22 protein-coding genes are annotated in these 19,307 nt (G+C 49.0%); 11 read left to right on the top strand and 11 right to left on the bottom strand.

Going from position 1 to position 19,307, the window contains the following annotated elements:
- Window positions 1–21 precede the first annotated feature (21 nt).
- The gene (locus tag ACO0K2_RS14315; protein WP_423019948.1) at window positions 22–228 is read left to right on the top strand and encodes a hypothetical protein; all 207 of its coding nucleotides are present in this window, start codon (window positions 22–24) and stop codon (window positions 226–228) included.
- A 45-nt stretch (window positions 229–273) separates the two neighbouring features.
- Here the strand turns inward: ACO0K2_RS14315 and ACO0K2_RS14310 are convergent, their stop codons facing one another.
- From ACO0K2_RS14310 to ACO0K2_RS14290, 5 genes are all read right to left on the bottom strand, one after another.
- Window positions 274–1,272, bottom strand: a complete 999-nt coding sequence (locus tag ACO0K2_RS14310; protein ID WP_423019946.1) for an NAD(P)H-dependent glycerol-3-phosphate dehydrogenase — start codon at window positions 1,270–1,272, stop codon at window positions 274–276.
- 147 nt (window positions 1,273–1,419) lie between these two features.
- Window positions 1,420–1,869 (bottom strand): SH3 domain-containing protein, encoded by a 450-nt coding sequence (locus tag ACO0K2_RS14305; RefSeq protein ID WP_423019944.1) that lies wholly within the window; start codon window positions 1,867–1,869, stop codon window positions 1,420–1,422.
- Window positions 1,870–1,932: 63 nt separating this feature from the next.
- The gene (gene secB / locus ACO0K2_RS14300; protein ID WP_423019942.1) at window positions 1,933–2,421 is read right to left on the bottom strand and encodes a protein-export chaperone SecB; all 489 of its coding nucleotides are present in this window, start codon (window positions 2,419–2,421) and stop codon (window positions 1,933–1,935) included.
- Between the two features lie 377 nt (window positions 2,422–2,798).
- The gene (gene grxC, locus ACO0K2_RS14295) at window positions 2,799–3,065 is read right to left on the bottom strand and encodes a glutaredoxin 3 (protein ID WP_423019940.1); all 267 of its coding nucleotides are present in this window, start codon (window positions 3,063–3,065) and stop codon (window positions 2,799–2,801) included.
- 14 nt (window positions 3,066–3,079) lie between these two features.
- Window positions 3,080–3,481 (bottom strand): rhodanese-like domain-containing protein, encoded by a 402-nt coding sequence (locus ACO0K2_RS14290; protein WP_423019938.1) that lies wholly within the window; start codon window positions 3,479–3,481, stop codon window positions 3,080–3,082.
- A gap of 147 nt (window positions 3,482–3,628) precedes the next feature.
- Here ACO0K2_RS14290 and gpmA point away from each other — a divergent pair, with 147 nt between their 5' ends.
- From gpmA to ACO0K2_RS14250, 8 genes are all read left to right on the top strand, one after another.
- Window positions 3,629–4,375 carry a 2,3-diphosphoglycerate-dependent phosphoglycerate mutase gene (gene gpmA, locus ACO0K2_RS14285; RefSeq protein ID WP_423019936.1) on the top strand — a complete coding sequence of 249 codons (747 nt, stop codon included), beginning with the start codon at window positions 3,629–3,631 and terminating at the stop codon, window positions 4,373–4,375.
- A gap of 6 nt (window positions 4,376–4,381) precedes the next feature.
- Window positions 4,382–5,782 (top strand): peptidoglycan DD-metalloendopeptidase family protein, encoded by a 1,401-nt coding sequence (locus ACO0K2_RS14280; protein WP_423019934.1) that lies wholly within the window; start codon window positions 4,382–4,384, stop codon window positions 5,780–5,782.
- A 14-nt stretch (window positions 5,783–5,796) separates the two neighbouring features.
- On the top strand, window positions 5,797–7,326 hold the full coding sequence (locus ACO0K2_RS14275; RefSeq protein WP_423019932.1) for a S41 family peptidase: 1,530 nt from the start codon (window positions 5,797–5,799) through the stop codon (window positions 7,324–7,326).
- A gap of 120 nt (window positions 7,327–7,446) precedes the next feature.
- Window positions 7,447–8,211, top strand: a complete 765-nt coding sequence (locus tag ACO0K2_RS14270) for a HesA/MoeB/ThiF family protein (protein WP_423019930.1) — start codon at window positions 7,447–7,449, stop codon at window positions 8,209–8,211.
- Window positions 8,212–8,223: 12 nt separating this feature from the next.
- A complete protein-coding gene (locus ACO0K2_RS14265; protein ID WP_423019928.1) occupies window positions 8,224–8,871 on the top strand; it encodes a glutathione S-transferase family protein in 648 nt (215 codons plus the stop codon).
- Window positions 8,868–9,656, top strand: a complete 789-nt coding sequence (locus ACO0K2_RS14260; protein ID WP_423019926.1) for a spermidine synthase — start codon at window positions 8,868–8,870, stop codon at window positions 9,654–9,656. Before ACO0K2_RS14265 ends, ACO0K2_RS14260 begins: the two co-directional genes overlap by 4 nt.
- A 150-nt stretch (window positions 9,657–9,806) precedes the next feature.
- Window positions 9,807–10,400, top strand: a complete 594-nt coding sequence (locus ACO0K2_RS14255) for a DUF2975 domain-containing protein (RefSeq protein WP_423019923.1) — start codon at window positions 9,807–9,809, stop codon at window positions 10,398–10,400.
- 5 nt (window positions 10,401–10,405) lie between these two features.
- Window positions 10,406–10,663: a helix-turn-helix domain-containing protein gene (locus ACO0K2_RS14250; RefSeq protein ID WP_423019921.1), complete on the top strand. Its 258-nt coding sequence runs from the start codon at window positions 10,406–10,408 to the stop codon at window positions 10,661–10,663.
- Between the two features lie 31 nt (window positions 10,664–10,694).
- Here the strand turns inward: ACO0K2_RS14250 and ACO0K2_RS14245 are convergent, their stop codons facing one another.
- From ACO0K2_RS14245 to ACO0K2_RS14235, 3 genes are all read right to left on the bottom strand, one after another.
- The gene (locus tag ACO0K2_RS14245) at window positions 10,695–11,129 is read right to left on the bottom strand and encodes a hypothetical protein (RefSeq protein ID WP_423019919.1); all 435 of its coding nucleotides are present in this window, start codon (window positions 11,127–11,129) and stop codon (window positions 10,695–10,697) included.
- 194 nt (window positions 11,130–11,323) lie between these two features.
- Complete coding sequence (locus tag ACO0K2_RS14240) at window positions 11,324–11,872, bottom strand: DUF2726 domain-containing protein (protein WP_423019917.1); 549 nt, start codon at window positions 11,870–11,872, stop codon at window positions 11,324–11,326.
- 453 nt (window positions 11,873–12,325) lie between these two features.
- Window positions 12,326–13,027, bottom strand: coding sequence for a DUF1045 domain-containing protein (locus ACO0K2_RS14235; protein ID WP_423019915.1), 702 nt, complete (start codon window positions 13,025–13,027; stop codon window positions 12,326–12,328).
- Between the two features lie 348 nt (window positions 13,028–13,375).
- On the opposite strand from ACO0K2_RS14235, the gene ACO0K2_RS14230 reads away from it, so the two are divergent.
- Complete coding sequence (locus ACO0K2_RS14230) at window positions 13,376–14,530, top strand: alpha-D-ribose 1-methylphosphonate 5-triphosphate diphosphatase (protein WP_423019913.1); 1,155 nt, start codon at window positions 13,376–13,378, stop codon at window positions 14,528–14,530.
- Window positions 14,531–14,537: 7 nt separating this feature from the next.
- Here ACO0K2_RS14230 and ACO0K2_RS14225 read toward each other — a convergent pair whose 3' ends face one another.
- Entirely contained in the window at window positions 14,538–15,374 is an 837-nt protein-coding gene (locus tag ACO0K2_RS14225; protein ID WP_423019911.1) for an SIR2 family NAD-dependent protein deacylase, read from the bottom strand.
- Window positions 15,375–15,783: 409 nt separating this feature from the next.
- On the opposite strand from ACO0K2_RS14225, the gene ACO0K2_RS14220 reads away from it, so the two are divergent.
- Window positions 15,784–16,998: an ABC transporter substrate-binding protein gene (locus tag ACO0K2_RS14220; RefSeq protein WP_423019909.1), complete on the top strand. Its 1,215-nt coding sequence runs from the start codon at window positions 15,784–15,786 to the stop codon at window positions 16,996–16,998.
- Between the two features lie 16 nt (window positions 16,999–17,014).
- Here the strand turns inward: ACO0K2_RS14220 and ACO0K2_RS14215 are convergent, their stop codons facing one another.
- Window positions 17,015–18,442, bottom strand: coding sequence for a protein kinase domain-containing protein (locus ACO0K2_RS14215; protein ID WP_423019907.1), 1,428 nt, complete (start codon window positions 18,440–18,442; stop codon window positions 17,015–17,017).
- Window position 18,443: 1 nt separating this feature from the next.
- Window positions 18,444–19,187, bottom strand: coding sequence for a metallophosphoesterase family protein (locus tag ACO0K2_RS14210; protein ID WP_423019905.1), 744 nt, complete (start codon window positions 19,185–19,187; stop codon window positions 18,444–18,446).
- Between the last annotated feature and the right edge of the window lie 120 nt (window positions 19,188–19,307).

Below are 19,307 nucleotides of genomic sequence, written 5' to 3'. Positions count from 1 at the left end.
CCATCCTAGAGGGAGATTGCCATGCCAGGTTGTCGACGCCGTAAGGCGCACCGCAAACATGTGTTGCCGTTGAGAAGACGGGATCTGGTAACGCGTTTTTTAGTGGATATTGGCGTCAACTATGAGCCCGTGCTGGGTCAGGCGGGTGCCATGGATTTTCTTCGTCAGCAGATGGTTCCCGAGCATGTGATCCAGCGCGTTTTTTTGACGCCACAATACCGACGCTAGTGCGTCGTCGTGGGCGAGACGATGCGAAGACAAGGAAAGGATGTGTTACAGCGTTTCCTGCTTGGCATCACGAGAAAGCAAGCGTCCTATCATATCGGTGGCCGAGATACCGTCAAATAATACTCCCGCGACTGCGTTAGTAATCGGCATATCGACTCCCAGTTTGGCTGCTAATCCGCGTACCGCCTGGGCGCAACGGACGCCTTCAGCGACGTGACCGAGTTCTTGTACGATCGTTGCTAGTGTTTTTCCTTGAGCGAGGGCGAGGCCGACTTTACGGTTGCGTGACAGGTCTCCCGTACACGTCAGGATGAGATCACCAACACCAGTCAAACCCATCAGCGTTTCCGCTTTTCCGCCGAGGGCCACGCCAAGGCGTGAAATTTCAGCTAAACCGCGTGTCATTAACGCTGCGCGTGCATTGAGACCGAGTCCCATGCCGTCCGCTACGCCGGTTGCAATGGCGAGAATATTTTTGACTGCACCCCCCACTTCGACGCCGACCAGATCGTCACTGGAGTACACCCGCATTGCATTGACATGTAATGCTTGGACAACTAATCGGCACAGATCCTGTGAATGGGAGGCGATCGTCAAGGCGCAAGGCATGCCTTTTGCGACCTCTTGGGCAAAGGACGGGCCCAACAAGGCGCCAGTATTGATATTGTCGCCGAGAAGCTCTTTGGCGATTTGATGCGGTAATAGCTGGGTGTTTTCTTCGAAACCTTTGCACAACCAAATTACGTTGTGGGGCGCAAAAGGTTGACAGGCGACTAATGTCGGACGCAATCCTGATACGGAGGTGGCAATCACCAGCAGATCTTGTGCGCCGCTCGCATGACGTACCGCGCGTTCAAAATCGGCGGTGATGTCAAGAGTGGCGGGCAGAGGGTGTCCAGGCAGGTAGGTCGCATTGTCACGTGTGCTTGCCATATGCTGCATCGCGGTTGCATTGCGTCCCCATAACAGGACATTATTTTTGGCTGTCAAAGCAATGGCAACTGCCGTGCCCCAGGCGCCTGCGCCCAATACGCTGATGTTCATGGTCCTACCCGATATTCAAATTGAACGGCATGTGGTGTTAAATAAAAAGGACAGCATGCTGTCCTTTTTATGATGTTATTCGCTCACTAGCAAAGCAGTGCAAGTGGCAGCAAGAGATCGTACAGCACTAAATGACGTTGCGGACGATCATAGTCCCCAGACTTCATTGATTTTGACGTATCCCGCTTGACCATCGCGGTGTTTGACTTTGACCCAGCCATTTGCCGCTGGTTCTGCCATTTCCAGTAATACATGTTTGTCTGCAGTAAATACTAAAGCAGAGGATTCATCGGCTTTATCGCGAATCTGTGCGTTAGCAACACGCACCATCAGGTTACGACGGGTCACTAAGTCTTTCGACTCAACCCAACTTAAATCCCCTGACATATCTCTGACTTTACTCCATGCACCCGATGTAAAGACGACTTCTAATGGCATCCCACGGGGGGCGACATACAACTTGCCCCCTTTTTGGGACGGCGCATCGTACATCACAATCGGTGAAGCACCGACAGAACGGAACTCAATGGCCTGCGCTCCGATGCTGACCATCAAAGCCAGCATACCGACACTGCATATAGTGATCAAACGACGCATGGACTGCTTTCACAACCTAGGTGGCCCGAACTCATTACATCGGACCACGTCGGTTTAGAGAAATTATTGGATAGTTGCTGGCGCTTCGGAATTACCGCCTGCTGCCAATTTTGCTTGTTCAGCAGCCATTTGCAAACGCTGCGCGTAGAACGCTTCAAAATTGATTTCAGACAGATGGATCGGTGGGAAACCAGCACGTGTAATCGCATCAGCGACGTTAGAGCGCAGATATGGATAGACGATATTTGGGCAACCGATACCCAGCAATGGGTCGAGTTGATCTGCAGGAATGTTACGTGCTTCGAAAATACCTGCTTGCTTGCCTTCGACGAGGAACGCTACTTTGTCGCCGATTTTTGCTGTTACGGTGACAGTCACTGTGGATTCGAAAATACCATCAGCCAGCTGCTCGGAGCCAACGTCAACGGAAACTTCGATAGCAGGCGCCTGTTGTTCCAGGAAAATAGCTGGAGAGTTTGGCTGTTCAAGCGACAAATCTTTCAGATAAACGCGTTGAATTTGGAATACGGGCTGCAGATTTTCGTCAGACATGTGAGACTTTCTAAAATGCTAAAAGATTAATTAATGAGGACTTACACAAAACCGCCCCAACGGCGATATGGCTTCTCGTCGTATTCTTGTACCGCCTTCGTCGCCATCGTGTCGCCTAGCCTGGACAATGTGACGTAAGCCCTGACATTGAACAGCGAGACTGACAGATAAGGCCATTTATGACCATTTCAAGATCGCGCGGGCATATTGTAGCAAGTAGACCCCAGAAACAGCAATTTACCGCACCAGTCTGGGTAAAATCCTTTAAAAATCTCAAAGAAAGCTGAAAAAAAACCAGCACGCCAAACAACGATCGCCTGTTTCTTTATGGCAATCGTTATTTGTTTGTGCTGGTCAGTTTGCCGCAATAACGTGCGTTAAGCTTGGGGATGTAATAGTGCGTCGAGTTTTCCAGCGCGGTCGAGCGCAGAAAGGTCGTCAAAGCCACCGACGTGGGTATCGCCGATATAAATCTGCGGCACGGTACGACGACCTGTTTTGGTCATCATTTCTTCGCGCACAGCGGGATCGAGGTCGACTCTGACCTTGTCGATTTCTTCCACGCCTTTGGATTTCAGCAAACGTTCTGCCATGACACAATAGGGGCAAACCGCGGTGCTATACATCAAAACTTGAGCAGTCATGTTATTACTCCAACTTATTTAATAATGGGCATACCCTGGGTTTTCCAGGCTTCAGTGCCACCCTCCAGGCTAAACACCTGGGCAAATCCGGCTTTGGTCAACAATGCTGTCGCAGTCGCTGATCGCATGCCTTTTGCGCACACGGTAATGACTACCGTATTTTTTGATTTTTCAATTTCTTTTAAACGATTATTCAATTCTGCCAGAGGAATGTTTTTTGCGTTTGGCAAGTGACCTTCGGCAAATTCTGCGGCGTCGCGAACGTCCAGTACGAGGGTTTTACCCTGGTTCATGTACTGGGTTGCTTGCAATTGGGACACTTTGGCACCACGATTTTGCAGCAACGGAAACAACAACGCACCACCAGAAATAAGGGCAATACCGATCAGAAAGATATTATCAAGAATGAATTTCACAGTTTTCCAGTAGTAAAAATGGTTATCAGAAGCTCGTCATTATAAAATAGATGCTGAAGACGCATATTATTTAACGCATGAATACCCCATTGTTCGTATGCGCGCAGTAATTTTAAAGACTACTAACCACTACCTTACTACCACATCATGTATAAAATCGTTTTAATGCGCCACGGCGAATCCACTTGGAACCTCGATAACCGTTTCACAGGATGGACCGATGTTGATCTGACGGCCAAGGGTGTCGCCGAAGCGACACAAGCAGGTAAATTGCTCAAAGAAGCAGGGTTCACCTTTGACGTTGCTTATACGTCCGTTCTGAAACGCGCGATCCGTACACTGTGGGGCACTCTCGATGAGATGGATCTGATGTGGTTGCCGGTTGTGCACGATTGGCGTTTAAATGAGCGTCACTACGGTGCGTTGCAAGGCTTGAACAAAGCGGAAACCGCAGCGAAGTACGGCGACGAGCAAGTATTGGTATGGCGTCGCAGCTACGATACACCGCCAAATCCGTTGGCAGAAGATGATGATCGCACCTCCTTCAATGATCCACGCTATGCTGGTTTGGACCGTGCACAAATCCCGCTGACAGAGTGTCTGAAAGATACCGTTGCACGTGTGATGCCTGCATGGGATGACAGTATTGCGCCAGCCATTCGTGCCGGTAAGCGTATTTTGATTTCTGCGCATGGCAATAGTCTGCGTGCGTTGATTAAAATGCTCGATGGTATTAGCGACGACGATATCGTTAATCTCAATATTCCGAATGGTCAGCCTTTAGTCTACGAGCTTGATGCTGACTTGAAACCAATCAAGCATTACTACCTCGGCGACCAAGCAGCCATTGATGCTGCGCTTAAAGCGGTTGCTAGCCAAGGTAAGTCTAAATAAGCCTGAATGCAAAAACCGACCCGTTTATTGTTATCTGCTACGCTGTGCCTCGCTTTTGGAGGTACAGCGTGTCTCAGTCTGGGCGCGAGTAATGCGCGAACGCAACAAAAGGCCCAAGCAGAGGCGGCGCGTGCAGAATTACAACAAAAATTAAAATCGCTGAAAACCGATATTAATAAAACCGAGAGCGCCAAAGACCACGCGAGCGATGCTTTAGCGGAATCTGAGCAGGCAATCTCGGAGGCGGATCGTTCTTTGCGCGATCTCCAACAGGAACAGATCGATACCGAAGAAAAGCTGCAACAACTGCTGAAGCAGCAAATTGAGCTCAAAGCCCAGGTAGAAAAACAGAAGGCCCAGCTTTCTCGTTTCTTGCGCAGCCAGTACATGCGTGGCGACAGCGATCGTATCAAATTGTTGCTATCAGGCGATGATCCAAACCGCATCAACCGCGATTTGCAGTACATGGGCTACGTATCACAAACACAGGCAAAAATGATCGATCGCCTGCGTGGCACACTCCAAGCTGTTGAAAAAAATACCCAAGATGCCCAAGACGCCAAAGCCGATTTGGACGACATTGCTGAAGAACAAAAGCAACGAAAAGAAACATTAGAAAAAGAAAAGAAAAAACACGCTGCTCTTGTCAGTCAATTATCTGACAAACTCTATGCACAAAAAAAACAAGCAGATAATTTACAAAAAGATGAACAAAGGCTCAGTAATCTGGTCTCACGTTTAAATCAGTTGATTGAAGAGCAGGCCAAGGCGGACAAAGAGCGTGCCGAGCGCGAGGAAAAGCAGCGCCAGGAACGGCTTGCAGCAGCACAAAAAGAGAAAGCAAGACAGGCAGCGCAGGCGGCGTTGGATAAAAAAGCGGGTAAAAAGCCTGCCCCAGCGCCGACAGTCACTGCTGGCAACACGAATAGTGCAGGCACGACAAGCAATCCAAACGCGATTGATGCGGATGAGCCACCCAAGAAAACCAGGGTGGAAGCCACCCCCTCTGGCGAGTTTGAACGCTTGAAAGGCCAAATGCATTTACCGGTGAAGGGCGATATTCTGGCGCGCTTCGGGTCCAAGCGTGGCGATGGTCCGAGCTGGAAAGGCTTGTTTATCAAAGCCCCAGAAGGTACAGAGATCAAAGCCATTGCGCCAGGAAAGATCGTTTTTGCTGACTGGTACAAAGGCTACGGCAATATGGTCATTGTTGATCACGGTGATCAATATTGGAGTTTGTACAGTAACAATCAAGCCGTCTTGAAACATGTCGGAGACATGGTCAAAGCCGGTGACGTGATTGCCAGCGCGGGAAACAGCGGCGGCAATGAGCAATCAGGTTTATACTTTGAAATCCGTCATCAAGGACGGGTATTTGATCCGCTTAACTGGATCGTCGTTAAATAGGCTTTAGGTGAAACATGGGCAGCAAATTTAAGAATTTCAGTTTAATCGGCCTGGGTATGGTCGCAGGCGTGGCAGCATCCATGCAGTTTTCAGCCATGGCGCAAAAAAGTGCCACGAGCCCGCTCCCCGTCGAAGAGCTGCGTCAGCTTGCCGATGTCTTTGGCCTGATTAAATCCGATTACGTTGAGCCTGTTGATGACAGCAAACTGTTATCCGAAGCGATTGCAGGTATGGTGAATTCGCTGGATCCCCATTCAGCCTACCTCGACAAAAAAGCGTTTAAAGAATTGAAAGAGGGCACACAAGGTAAATTTGTGGGTCTGGGAATTGAAGTCGGCATGGAAGATGGTTACGTCAAAATCATTTCGCCTATCGAAGACTCCCCTGCCTATCGTGCTGGTCTCAAACCAGGCGATCTGATTACACGCCTCGATTCAGTACCCGTCAAAGGCTTATCGCTGGATGAAGCGGTCAAAAAAATGCGTGGTGAGCCTAACACCAAAATCACACTGACCATTGCTCGTAAGAATGAAGATAAACCAATTATCGTGACGATTACGCGCGAGTTGATCAAGCAACAAAGCGTCAAAGCAAAAATGGTGGAGCCTGGTTATGCTTGGTTGCGTATTTCGCAATTCCAAGAACCGACCGTCGAAGACATGGCGAAAAAGATTCAGATGCTCTATGCGCAGGATCCCGCCATCAAAGGTTTAGTACTGGATTTACGCAATGATCCGGGCGGCGTGTTGCCAGGTGCTGTTGGTGTTGCAGCTGCGTTTTTGCCAAAAGATGTGCCAGTTGTTTCAACGAACGGTCAGTTGCCTGATTCTAAGGCGACTTTCTACGCAAAACGCGAATTTTACACAGCCCGTACGTCGAGCGATCCATTGGCTAAATTGCCTGAGGCCATCAAAAATGTACCGATGGTAGTGCTCGTCAACACTGGCTCTGCTTCTGCTTCGGAGATCGTCGCTGGTGCATTGCAAGACTACAAACGTGCAACGATCATTGGTACGCAAAGTTTTGGTAAGGGGTCGGTTCAGACCATTCGCCAGATTTCAGCAGATACCGCCGTCAAGTTGACGACAGCGCGGTATTACACACCGAACGGACGCTCGATTCAGGCAAAAGGAATCGTGCCAGACTTCAATGTAGAAGAAACGGCAGAGGGTGATGGATTCAATAGTCTGCGTACCCGTGAAGCAGATTTGCAAAAGCATCTGTCGAACGATAAAGAAGCGGAAGTCACACGTCCAAAAGTCGATGAGCTTGAAGAAGAACAGCGCCTTATTGCATTGGCGAAGAAAAGTAAGCCTTTAGAGTATGGTAGCAAGGATGACTATCAGTTAGCCCAAGCCCTGAACCATCTCAAAGGATTGCCAGTCAAAGTCACTGAACCAAAAGACGTCAAAGAAAATAAAGACGGTGACAAGGACGGTGATAAGTCAGACAAAGCAGATAAATCCGACAAACCGGCGAAAGCAGAGAAAGCAGAGAAGCCAGATGCGGATGATAAAAACAACAAGTCTGATAAGAAGAAATAAGGTGTTGTAAAGTGAAAGAGGCCGCCGCACAGCGGCCTTTTTATTATCTGCTCTTCGTTATGCCATGTGCGGTCACCATTCGCTGAGGCATCTTTTCTTTTTACAGTATTGCTTAGTCTGATGAATGATAATCAACTTTTGCGCTATTCACGCCATATTCTGCTCGAACAGATTGGTATTGAAGGGCAAGAAAAAATCAATGCAGCCCGCGTGCTGATCGTGGGTGCGGGGGGCTTAGGATCACCTGCCGCGCTTTACCTTGCTAGTGCTGGTGTAGGGCAGATTACTTTGGTCGATAACGACACCGTCGATTTAACCAATTTGCAGCGTCAGATTCTGCACACGACAGAGCGGGTCGGCAAACCGAAGGTGGAATCCGGTCAAATAAGTCTGCAACAGATCAATCCAGAGATCACCGTCATTGCATTACAAGAGCGTGCCGAAGGTGCGCGGCTCGACGAGTTAGTGCAAGGTGCCGATGTGGTGCTTGATTGCTGTGATAATTTTGTCACTCGCCACGCAGTCAATGCCGCTTGTGTCAAACATGCTGTTCCACTGGTCTCTGGTGCGGCGATTGGTTTTGATGGTCAGATCAGCGTCTTCAACCAACGAGACCCGAACGCACCGTGCTATGCCTGCGTCTTCCCACCCCAGCAGCAATTTGAAGAAGTACTTTGTTCCAGCATGGGCGTCTTTGCACCGCTCGTTGGTATCATTGGCACAATGCAAGCAGCAGAGGCCTTAAAAGTCGTGATGCAGATCGGGCGAACACTCTCTGGACGCTTACTCATGCTCGATGCAATGAGCATGGAGTGGACACGTATTGGTATCAAAAAAAATCCGGCCTGTCCGGTTTGTGGTCAGCCATCTCATTCACCCTCCTAAGGAAATCCGACGATGTACACACTGTATTATTGCCCGAGCACTGCCAGCATGGTGGTGCATTTGGCGTTGTTAGAAATTGGTGCGCCCCATGAATTAAAGTTGGTCGATTTTGAATCCCAACAGCAAAAGGACCCCACCTATTTGGCATTAAATCCGCATGGCGTCGTGCCAACTCTCATCATTGATGGAAAGCCCTACATTGAATCGGCTGCCCTCCTGATGTTATTGGCAGAGCGACATCCCGAGGCAGGATTAACGCCGCCGCTGGGCAGTGTTGACCATGATCGCTGGCGCCAGTGGATTGTTTATTTGAGTAACGATCTGCAGTCTGCATTTCGCTTCTGGTTTTATCCGCGTGATCTTGGTTCCGAAGAGCACCCAGAACCAGTGCGGCAAGCATTGCAACATAAAATTGAAAAGATCTTTTCCCAGATTGATGCCCACCTTGCGCAGCAGGGGCCTTACTTGCTTGGTGAACAATTTTCAGGGGCCGATTTATTGTTATGCATGTTGATGCGGTGGTCACGCAACATGCCAAAGCCTGCCACTGAATGGCCAGCGCTTCGTCGCCTCGTGCAACTGATTACAACACGCCCAAGTTGGAAAAAAATGGATGCCATTGAGCAGCTCAGCGATTGGCCGGGAGTGATCGCGACGTGAAACAGGCGATTAATTTGTACCGCGCACAGCAACGGGCGCAAACGCATCCTGAAGTCAGTATTTCTGAGTTTATTGGGGTGCGTAATCTGCACTTATCTTCCGATGCCATCCAGGGTTCGATGCGATTGGCGATGCCCGATCAGATTGAGCTTGAATACGTACAGCAGATGATGATGTGGTTGCTGTTCAAAAAAGATCCTCGCCACATCGCTCAGTTGGGACTAGGCGCCGCGGCACTCACCAAGTGTTGTTATCGACAATTCCCGACAGCGAAAGTCACTGCCATTGAACTCAACCCGCATGTCATTCAGGCCTGTTACGACTATTTCAAATTGCCTGCAAATGATGAGCGTTTGCAGGTCATCGAAATGGACGCCATGGATTTCGTGACGGACGAGCGGCATCACGGCACCCTCGATATCTTGCAGGTTGATTTATATGATGCCGCAGCCGAAGCGCCGGCATTGGGGAGTCCCGCGTTTTATCAGGCATGTGCAGATTGTTTGACGGAGGACGGGATGCTAACTGTGAATCTGTTTGGCAATCCCGATAACTATGAAGCGAACTGTACTGCGAATTTAGAAGCCTTAGAGGCTGCATTTGACGCTGTCGTTTGGTTACCGATGGTCCATGACGCCAATACGGTAGCGATCGCTTTTAAGCAGTCTCCTTCGGTTGATTTTGATGCACTCTACGAACGTGCCACAGAAATCCGCCTGACGATGAAGCTACCCGCTGCAAAATGGGTCAATGGCTTGAAGGCATGGATGCAGGGGGCGGATTAAACCTAGGACAACGGAGAGAGTTCTTTTGATACGTTTGATCTATTTTTCTATTTATCGATATTAAATTATCGATAAACGATAAAAATTGGTTGAAATAAGTGAAATGTCGACTAGAATGATTTTAATTTCAATCATTCTTGGAGTTTCCTCATGGAACGCCTTCTGCCCTCTAGAACTAGTGCTATTGCCAAAGTGAGTTCCTATTTGATTTGGTTTACTGTCGCGTTCATCTGCATAGTGCCAATTCTTTGTCTTGTCGCCGTGCTGGTCATTTGGATCCATGCGCCAGCCGGTGATTTCACGGCTTCACAAGTGGTTCTGCAAAGCATTCGAACGACGGATGACTTTTGGCAAGCGTTGGGCGCGCATGGCATTACCTTTGGGGCGAGAATTCTTCTTACGTTGACCGCATTGTTGATTGCTGCGACGCTCGAATATGTCATGGTGCAACTTAATCAGTTGCTGACCTGTTTTCGCAGTGGAGAAATTTTTAATAAAAACGCCGTTCGTCATGCCCGCGCTGCCTTTCATGCCGCTGTCTTCAGCAATCTATTTTTCTACGTGGTGCAAACGGTCACGCTGATTTATAGCTTAATGTTTTTCAATGCGGGTCATCGCAGTGATTTCTTCATGATTCTTGCGAATATTGTTGGTGATACCGTGTGGGTTGGCGTGTCTCTACTGATTATTTGGTCTTTAGAGATTGGCGCGGAGCTGAATGAAGAAGCACAACTCACGATTTAATTATTATGTCTATTATCGTTAACCTTGATGTTGTCCTTGCTCAGCGAAAAATGCGCCTTAATACCCTCGCTGATTTGGTTGGTATTACACCGCAGAATTTGTCCGTCTTAAAAACAGGGAAGGCAAAGGCGATTCGCTTTGATACGCTTGAAAAAATTTGCGCCGTCCTTGGGTGTCAGCCTGGAGATATTCTGGCGTACTCACCGGATGCGTCGTCAATTGGAACAGACGTCGATATCGAAGGAGATATCGACGACACTTAACGATGTGGGTTTGGACGTGTGCAAGTCAACCTTAGATGATTTCCTGCCGCACATAAGGTCCGATGCATTCATTGAGATTTTCTGCTGCACAGAGCAAAAAGCGTGTGCCATCTGGGTGTAAATAAATATAGCTCACTGCGATATCACCAATCGGCGTGATGTCGCCCGTGCAATCAGGCTTGCCGTTATTTTTGATGATTTTATCGACCCATTTATAGAATCCACGTCGGCTAGGATAAGCGGACATCTGAAAGATTGATTCAGAAATTTCTTTTCCACTCATGGTGCGTTTGGTGCCATTGGCGCGCAGGTTCAGCATCTCGTAGCAGGATAACTCGGGGAGCTCGATTTTCCATGCGCCGACGAGAGGGTGGTCCGTCCTGAGTGGTGCTGCTTTCATTTCCTGGGCTGTGGCAGCGCTAGCACAGAGGATCATGAATAAGCCACTATAAAAAGCACGTTTCATGTTTTTCTCTCCTTCCCTGTCCGCGTTTCCATCATGCGCATTTGCATCGTGTGATGTCGTCTTCACGGCGTTCGTCATATCGACAACATAAGTAACAACATAAATTCTTCACACAAAGTATGCAAGTTTTTTATGAATAGAAACTTCGTCGATAAGGGAAGGAAGTCGGCATTGCGTCGTTATTGAGCGACGCCTCATCCACCGCTTGAGAGAAGTTGATCAACTTCTTGGTCATGCACATGCTTCGGTGGCAGATTGTTGGTGATGACGGGTTCACTAAACGCTGCTTGAATCGCAAATTCGTCTGGTAATAATTTCACATGCCAGCGGATTAAACGGAGTCCAGCGTCTTTGCAGATTTTTGTTTTTTTTGCGTCTGCATCTTGTTTGTACAAATGGGTTGGGTTCGTGTCATCGAGTTCAATCGCTGCGACGACCCTGAAATGCTGGTCGCAGACAACAAAGTCGTAGCTGAGATGTTCAATCCGCTTGTTCCACTCTAAAAAGTTATAACTCGGTTTCACATTGAGGATGCGCGAAGCACTTACTTGCGCAAGGATGATGTGCTGTGGCAGTGCTTGAATTAAGCGGAAATACAGGACTTGTTCGGCGGCTCCCATCGGACGCTTCACATAAAAAGGCCATTTATTTTCACCACTTGGGGTGCGTTGTGACTTCTTTAACAGCAGAGTGACTACGTAGGTGATGGTGAATGCGAGCAGAATAATTAGGAGTGTTTTCATGTAACACCTCGCAAAAAGTTAAATAATTGATAAGTTAAATATAGTGTGAATTAAAAATATAAAAAAGGCAATAAAAATTTAATGTGGTATTGCCGCAGGTCACTTAAGTGACTGACGGCAAAATGATGATGTTAGGTAATGAGGGAGGCGAGATGCAGAAAAGAATGACGTATAGAAAAAACAGGAAGTTGTTAAAAATAAACAATATCTTCTAATAATCATCAATCAGTCTTTAAATGACATTAATTTCAAACAATTCTTTATTTTTATAAATATAACCTTGCAATGCATGCGGTTAATTTTTTTGCTTATTGCATCAAACAATAATGCTGTAGAGTAAAGTGGTATTGTTGCTAAATTGCTATTTATGATTTTTATGGTGTTTATTTTTGCGTAAAAAGTAAGCAATTTTGTGGTTTATCTCCGACACGTTGATCACGTCGCTGACCGTGTCTATCCATCGAATGAATAACGCCTGACCAAGGTGAATGGGTCGCCCGGTGCCGCTTCGACAAAAAGAGCGATGCTTTGGATGCTGAGTGGTTCGGCGATATCAAAATGTCTGCGCGCGCCACGTTCAATCGCGTCGGCTGCATCGGTGTTGTTGAGCGCATCAGTGAGCGTCATATGAAAACGGTATTCTTCGGCCGTGTAGGGGTAGCCCCAGTGTTGCAACAAGCGAAGCTGGCGGGCACTCAATTGCTGTTGTTGACGGCGGGCCAATTCTTCGGGACGGAGAGGGGCGCGTAGGTAATCAAAATGACTGACACATTGCATGGCAAGGGTATTGATCGCGTTGATCTCTGCTTCTGTGGCGTGCTTATCAGGTCGCAGTGCGAGAAAGTCTCCAATCCATTCCACCTGTGGCGATGGAATAACAACAGGCTGTTGTTGCGCACAAAATGCCGTCAGGGCGGCGTCGAGCGCGTGAAGATCAAACCCTTCTGCAAGACGAAACGGTGCCTTGAGTGTTGCATGAAAGCCATAGCGACGGGCGTCGTTGGTCAGGCGATGCAATACGGTTGGCATGACATGGGGTAAGCGGATTTGTTCCAGTGTGCGTTGAGCGGCTGGATCGCGGCCTAGCCATTTGCATCCAGCCTGCCACCACGGACTCTGTTGTTCTGGGGCGAAATAAAGTGCGTAACGGCTCATGTTTCTATCGATAAGTGGCTGACATGCTCAGTCGTAAAGCGTTATAGACCAAGGAAAAATCACAGCTAACGCGACGTGTTGGTGAGCGCGCTTGGGGCCGCGTCGTCGATAGAATGATTTATCACATTCAATTTAACAGCCTCTACGCAGTACAAAAGAATGAAATCGCGACCATTCCTCAAATAAGATTTTGTTGTGCTCGAATCAGGGTTAAATTTATTGATGAAAGTTGTAAAAACGATAGTTATTTATTTTACAAATAATTACAACTTTCGATTAAGGTATAGTCAGTTTGAAGGCGAAGCATGGTAACCTGCTAGCTGCATCAGTTTCCACAGGGCAATTTTCATGAGTTTTGATCTACGTACCGAATTTTCTATCCGTAATGCACGTGTCGTCACCGCCGATCAGGTTTTTACCGGTGGTGTTCGTGTGTATCAAGGAGAGTTCAACGACGTAACATCAGACCATCATGGGCTCTCCGGAGAAGACTGGGCTGGTGATTATTTATTACCCGGCTTAGTCGAATTGCATACGGATAATATTGAAAAGCACTTACTGCCACGTCCGAAGGTGTGTTGGCCAGTACCGTCCGCCGTCATGGCGCATGATGCACAAGTGGTGAGCGCTGGTATCACCACCGTCCTTGACGCCATTGCGGTGGGTGACTTAGAGCCTGAAAGTTTGCGAACACAGACGCTGCATGCCTGCGTGAAGGGTTTTGATGATGCCAGAGAGGCGGGGCTATTACGTGCTGACCATTATTTGCACCTGCGCCTCGAACTCGGCGAAGAAAATCTGCTCTCCCTGTTTAATCCTCTGGCGCGTCATCAACGCTTAAAATTGGTCTCCTTGATGGATCACACACCAGGGCAGCGACAATGGGCGGATATCGGCGCATACCGTGCCCATGTTGCGGCGAGACACTGTTGGAGTGAGCAGCATATTGATCACATGCTTGCTGTGTTTAACGATAGACAGCAACGTTACGTGAACCAAAATCGCGAAAAAGTCATTTCTTTGTGTCGAGATCAATTACGTCATGTGCCGCTTGCAACACACGATGACACGCTGCCTGAGCACGTGAGTGAAGGGGTGCGTGACGGCATGCGTATTTCCGAATTTCCGACGACGCTGCGTGCGGCCCAGGCGGCACACGAACATGGGCTTGCCGTGGTGATGGGGGCACCCAATGCAGTTCGTGGCAAATCCCATTCTGGTAACGTTTCTGCCGCAGAGTTAGCACGACATGGCTTAGTCGATATTTTATCCTCGGATTATGTGCCTTCCAGCCTTTTGCATGGTGCCTTTTTATTGCAGGAAAGTGGTTATTCTTTGCCGCAGTCTATCGCGACGGTCAGCCGCCATCCTGCACAGCAAATCGGTCTCACCGATCGGGGTGAAGTCGCCGTGGGTTTGCGTGCTGATTTTTTACGCGTCAGGATCTTTCAAGGGATTCCAGTGGTGTTGGGTGTCTGGAAGCAAGGACGCCAAATCGCGTAATGCGTTTTTAGTGATCTCGTTGTCCTTGATCGATTGCGGTGAGCGTATCAACAGCGCCGGCCGCAAATCCGATATCTTTCTCGCTAGCGACCTCTGACTCGCGAACGTTAATCCTAATCAGTCTTCCACCATGACGCTGTACGATGCGCTGGCTAAAGTGACGTACCGTCGGAATCGCCGTACCCGCACCGATCTCGATGACCAACGGCCGACGTACCGTTTCCAGCCATGCTTGCTGCCGCGCCCATTGCTGTTGTTGGTGGAGGTCTAGCCAATCCCAATCGTCAAACATGAGAATATTTGGTCGTGCCAAGCCACCACAATGGGGGCAAACGGGGAGGCGATTCGATAACTGACACGTGTCGGTGTTGATCTTAGGATGAAACGCCTCAGCAGACCAGATGTTCTGGCGGCAGGGCAACATGCATTGCATGTGATGGATAGAGCCATGACATTCGTGGATGTGTTGCGGATCAAATCCCGCCCGCTGGAATTGGCCGTCGACATTACTCGTAAAGATGCTGTAGCCCATCGGTTTTGCTGTGGCCCACTTCAAGAGAATGTCAAAACCGACGTGGGGGATCGTTCGGCGGTATAGGTTCAGCCGATGCCCATAGAACCCCCATGCTTCTGCAGGGCGACGGCGGAAGGCAGCAGGGCTGGCAATCTCATGAAACGGCATTTTTTGCGCACCAAGCGCTGGATAGGCTTTCCAGAAGCCCTCATTACCCCGAAAGTCAGGTAAGCCCGAATCAACACCCATTCCCGCGCCTGCCGCGATAACGAGCCCGTCAGACTGTGCTATCAGATCGATGGCGGACTGGATTTTGCTTAAAGAAAACATAACGACCCAGTTTGTGTCAATTTACAACACTTTGCCACTAATACTTGAACCGCACAATAGCGATGCCGATGCACCTTGATTGCGGAGAGCAAACATTGCGCTACGCCAAGCCCCGCGCCCCATTGCCCCTTTATGTAGGTGCCTGAGGCGGTCTTCATTCGTGAATGATTACAATCAGATAAGCAATTCATTGTACATCTTACTAGTTGAAAACATTGTCCTCCTCGGTTACGGTCTGTCTCGTGCGAAAAAGCAGAAACCTATTCCTAACGATATCAGGGGGTCGTCTTTCTTGCTCATTGCACTGTTTTCGCTGTTTCCGTTATTTGGTGTTGCCAGAATCCTGACTTGCGGGATCTGTAGCAACACTTTGGTATGACATTATTTGCTTGAAAGTTCAGGAGAAGAGATGCGCATTCAATCTACGGTCAAGGCGATCGTCATCGGTACGTTGTTATGCATGACGACGGTGAGCCAGTGCTTGGCAGAGGGAGAGCCCATTCGGATTGGTATTATTGGCCCTTTCACGAGCCGTTCCTCTTCTGATATGGGTGAGAGTATTCGCGGTGGTGCGCGTGTTTTTGAAAGCGATCTGAACCAAATTGGTGGCGTCTTGGGACGCAAGATAGAATTAGTCGAGCGGGATGATCAAGCCAAGCCTGAGATCGGTGTTGCGATGGCGAAAGACTTGATCGAAAAAGAAAAAGTTGTTGCGGTCGTTGGTTTTGCCAATACGGGGGTAGTCTTGCAAGCCGCATCGGTGTTTCAGAATGCGAAGATTCCCCTCATTGTCAGCGCAGCGACAGGCGCAAAAGTAACGACACAGTTTATGCCACCAGCGGTGCCGAATAGCTATGTCTTCCGCGTTGCCGCGAGTGATAACTTGCAGCCAGTGTCGATGCTCAATGAAGTTATCGATAAGCGAAAATTCACCCAGATCGCCATTTTGCATGACGACACGCCCTATGGGGAGTTTGGTAGTGAGAGTCTGATTGCAGAAATGAAGCGTCGTCACTTAACGCCGGTAGCCGTTGAGAGTTTTAAGGTCGGCGATCAGGATATGACACGTCAGATTGCACATGCCAAGCAGCAAGGCGCACAAATTATCGTCTCCTACTGCCTCGCACACGAGGCGGCGGCGCTTGCCAACAGTATGGGTAAAATCAGAGCAGGTCTTCCGCTGGTAGGCTCGTGGACCTTGTCACATTATGGTTTTATCGAACAAGCAGGCAACAATGCCGAAGGCGTGCGGATGCCAGTGACATTTATCGAGAATGAATCAACGCGCAGTGATAGTTTTGTCCTCTCGTATTTGCGGCTCAATAATGCGAAACACATCCCGTCTGCCGTCGCTGCTGCACAGACCTATGACGCATTGCGTATCTTGAGTTTGGCGATTATGCAGGCCAACAGTACCGCACCAGAGCAAATTAAAAATGCCCTAGAAGACATGAAGTACGAGGCCACTTCCACCGTGGTAACACGCTACAAAAAGCCATTCTCAAAAAATGACCATGAGGCAATCACGCAAAATATGCTGTTCATGGGGGAAGTACGACGCGGTAAGGTGGCCTATGCGTACAAAGAAGATGCCAACAGCGCACTCATTGTCAGAACAAAATAAGCCAGCGCGAGATCGTTTATTTTTCGTTGTGTTTGACCACAGTGACAGTACAGGTAGCGTCTGCGACGACCTGTGCTGACACGCTGCCAAGGTAGCGTCTTAACGCTGACGTTCCGCGTGACCCAATGATGATGTGATCCACGTCATTATTGTGCGCATAATCGACGATCGCGACAGCAGGGTCAGGCGATTCAAGCACATGAAACGTAATTTTATCGGTGCTGAGGTTGAGTGGACGTGCCCAATGTTTCAGTTCAACCAGTTGTTTGACGTGAATATTTTCTCCTTGCTGGATCAGACTTTCATCCATCCCAAGACGACTGGTTTTTCTGATGGTGAGACAGGCCAGTCGTGCGCCGGGTTCGGTCTGCAACATGCGACGGGTAATTTGACGCAAACTTTCTGCTAGTGCCACAGAACTGTGCGTTAAGTCGAGTGCAACCACGATAATCGGCGCTTTTGACAGTTGTTCTGACACGCTGTGTTGCAATAATAAGTCGGCCCCCACTGCTTTGAAGCGGCGTTTTACAACAGCAAGGTAGCCATCTTGATGATCTTTTTTGGCGCGATTGGTCAACGTCAGTTGACCTGGGTGCTGCAATAAAAACGCCAATTGTGCAGCGGTGTCAAAACGTGCCTTAGGATCAACCTCAAGACAGCGCAGAATAATCTCTTGCAACCATTCTGGTATCTCAGAACGGTGATTGCGTGGCGGAATCGGATCGCGGTAAAGGCGCTTTTTTAATCCTGATACAGAAGTTGGATGACCAAATGGTCGTTCTCCAGTGACCAGGTGGTATAGCAGCACCCCTAATGAGAATAAATCACTGCGCGGCTCATTGCGCACCCCCATGACCTGCTCTGGCGAGATGTAGGGACCGGTACCCATTGGCAGTCGAAATTCTTCATCGAGAAGGTCGGGCAAGCGGTCATGACGAGATAGACCAAAGTCTATCAAGACCGCAAGGCCGTTGCGGAACATAATGTTGCTGGGCTTAATATCCAGATGGATGACATGCTGGCGGTGGAGATCTTGTAAGGCATTGGCGATCTTGATACCCACACTCACTACTTCGTCGATTGGTAGCGGTGCCTGCTCAAAACGACTGCGCAACGATTCACCCGCAATCTGTTCCATCACAATGTAAGGCTGCGCATCAAAATCACCTGCACCGAAGTAGCGTGGTACATGGTCGCCCTTGAGTTTAGGCATGATCATCTGCTCAACTTCAAACGCCACAATCGCGGTCGGATCGTCACTATTGAACAGTAATGGCACCTTCATAATCAGCGGCGGCACACCTTGCTCTAAGCCTGGCTTATTGAAATGCCGTTGGCGCAAATCACTGACACGCCATAACGCTGCCATACCACCAACGTGCAATTTTTCTTCGAGGCGGTAGCCGTCAAATTCCATACCGATTTGGAGGCTACGCGTACTCATCTTACTCCCCTGTTAAGAGGCGTGTTGCCAGTGCTGCTGGTAGCCCTGCAGCCAGAATTTTCTGCGCCGCTGTCTCGTGGTCGTAAGGCACACGATAATAGGTCAGTTCTTGGCTATCAGTATCAAATGTGGCGTAGCAGGCGGCGGGATTGCCGTCGCGTGGTTGGCCAAGCGAGCCGGGAATAACGAGCCAACGGCGCTGCTTACTTAGAGGGATACTGTTTTCTGGCGTGGGTAAAAACTCACCTGTTTTGCCCGTGAGGGTCATGTGATAGAGAGTTGGCATGTGGACATGGCCGCAAAACGTAATGTTTGCTTTGCACGCATGCATACTCCGCATGGCTTCCATGACTCCATCAATGTATTCCCATTTTTCAGGTGCCCAAGCGTTGGCGTGTACGAATAACAAATCTTGTAACTCGATCCGGTACGGTAAGGCAGCGATAAAGCTGATTTGCTCTTCGCTCAGTTGCGCACGTGTCCATTCAACAACTTGCTTTGCCAGCGGGTTCATCCCGTTTCGGTTTTCTTGCAAAATCGCCGCATCATGGTTACCGATGAGCGCCCAATTGCCTTTGGCAACATAGTCCATGACCGTTTGCAGTACCCATGCTGGATCAGCACCGTAACCAACGATGTCCCCTAAGAAAGCATAGTTGCTTACTTTTTGTTGTTCAGCATGGGCCAGACAAGCGCTCAACGCTTCGCGGTTGGCATGCAGGTCAGTCATTAAAGCGAGCAGCATAGTATTGTTACACTCACATCATCAAAATCAGCTAAGGCGGGGAGGCCGGGAGAAAGGGCTATCGCCACACATTACCACACCCTGTTTGCGGGATGGTAAGTGCTTAATCTAACTCCAGCC

The organism is Undibacterium sp. MH2W, from assembly GCF_049340215.1.
Classification (GTDB): Bacteria; Pseudomonadota; Gammaproteobacteria; order Burkholderiales; family Burkholderiaceae_D; genus Undibacterium.
The sequence above is the reverse complement of the archived record's forward strand: the minus strand, read 5'-3'. Positions and strand labels throughout refer to the sequence as shown.

Excerpts from the sequence above, each read along its gene's own strand:
- ACO0K2_RS14275 (WP_423019932.1), top strand. The coding sequence starts at position 5,797 with ATGGGCAGCAAATTTAAGAATTTCAGTTTAATCGGCCTGGGTATGGTC.
- ACO0K2_RS14315 (WP_423019948.1), top strand. The coding sequence starts at position 22 with ATGCCAGGTTGTCGACGCCGTAAGGCGCACCGCAAACATGTGTTGCCG.
- ACO0K2_RS14255 (WP_423019923.1), top strand. The coding sequence starts at position 9,807 with ATGGAACGCCTTCTGCCCTCTAGAACTAGTGCTATTGCCAAAGTGAGT.
- ACO0K2_RS14215 (WP_423019907.1), bottom strand. The coding sequence starts at position 18,442 with ATGAGTACGCGTAGCCTCCAAATCGGTATGGAATTTGACGGCTACCGC.
- ACO0K2_RS14245 (WP_423019919.1), bottom strand. The coding sequence starts at position 11,129 with ATGAAACGTGCTTTTTATAGTGGCTTATTCATGATCCTCTGTGCTAGC.
- ACO0K2_RS14210 (WP_423019905.1), bottom strand. The coding sequence starts at position 19,187 with ATGCTGCTCGCTTTAATGACTGACCTGCATGCCAACCGCGAAGCGTTG.
- ACO0K2_RS14230 (WP_423019913.1), top strand. The coding sequence starts at position 13,376 with ATGAGTTTTGATCTACGTACCGAATTTTCTATCCGTAATGCACGTGTC.
- ACO0K2_RS14225 (WP_423019911.1), bottom strand. The coding sequence starts at position 15,374 with ATGTTTTCTTTAAGCAAAATCCAGTCCGCCATCGATCTGATAGCACAG.
- ACO0K2_RS14250 (WP_423019921.1), top strand. The coding sequence starts at position 10,406 with ATGTCTATTATCGTTAACCTTGATGTTGTCCTTGCTCAGCGAAAAATG.
- ACO0K2_RS14280 (WP_423019934.1), top strand. The coding sequence starts at position 4,382 with ATGCAAAAACCGACCCGTTTATTGTTATCTGCTACGCTGTGCCTCGCT.
- ACO0K2_RS14310 (WP_423019946.1), bottom strand. The coding sequence starts at position 1,272 with ATGAACATCAGCGTATTGGGCGCAGGCGCCTGGGGCACGGCAGTTGCC.
- ACO0K2_RS14305 (WP_423019944.1), bottom strand. The coding sequence starts at position 1,869 with ATGCGTCGTTTGATCACTATATGCAGTGTCGGTATGCTGGCTTTGATG.
- secB (WP_423019942.1), bottom strand. The coding sequence starts at position 2,421 with ATGTCTGACGAAAATCTGCAGCCCGTATTCCAAATTCAACGCGTTTAT.
- ACO0K2_RS14270 (WP_423019930.1), top strand. The coding sequence starts at position 7,447 with ATGAATGATAATCAACTTTTGCGCTATTCACGCCATATTCTGCTCGAA.
- ACO0K2_RS14265 (WP_423019928.1), top strand. The coding sequence starts at position 8,224 with ATGTACACACTGTATTATTGCCCGAGCACTGCCAGCATGGTGGTGCAT.
- gpmA (WP_423019936.1), top strand. The coding sequence starts at position 3,629 with ATGTATAAAATCGTTTTAATGCGCCACGGCGAATCCACTTGGAACCTC.
- ACO0K2_RS14235 (WP_423019915.1), bottom strand. The coding sequence starts at position 13,027 with ATGAGCCGTTACGCACTTTATTTCGCCCCAGAACAACAGAGTCCGTGG.
- ACO0K2_RS14220 (WP_423019909.1), top strand. The coding sequence starts at position 15,784 with ATGCGCATTCAATCTACGGTCAAGGCGATCGTCATCGGTACGTTGTTA.
- grxC (WP_423019940.1), bottom strand. The coding sequence starts at position 3,065 with ATGACTGCTCAAGTTTTGATGTATAGCACCGCGGTTTGCCCCTATTGT.
- ACO0K2_RS14240 (WP_423019917.1), bottom strand. The coding sequence starts at position 11,872 with ATGAAAACACTCCTAATTATTCTGCTCGCATTCACCATCACCTACGTA.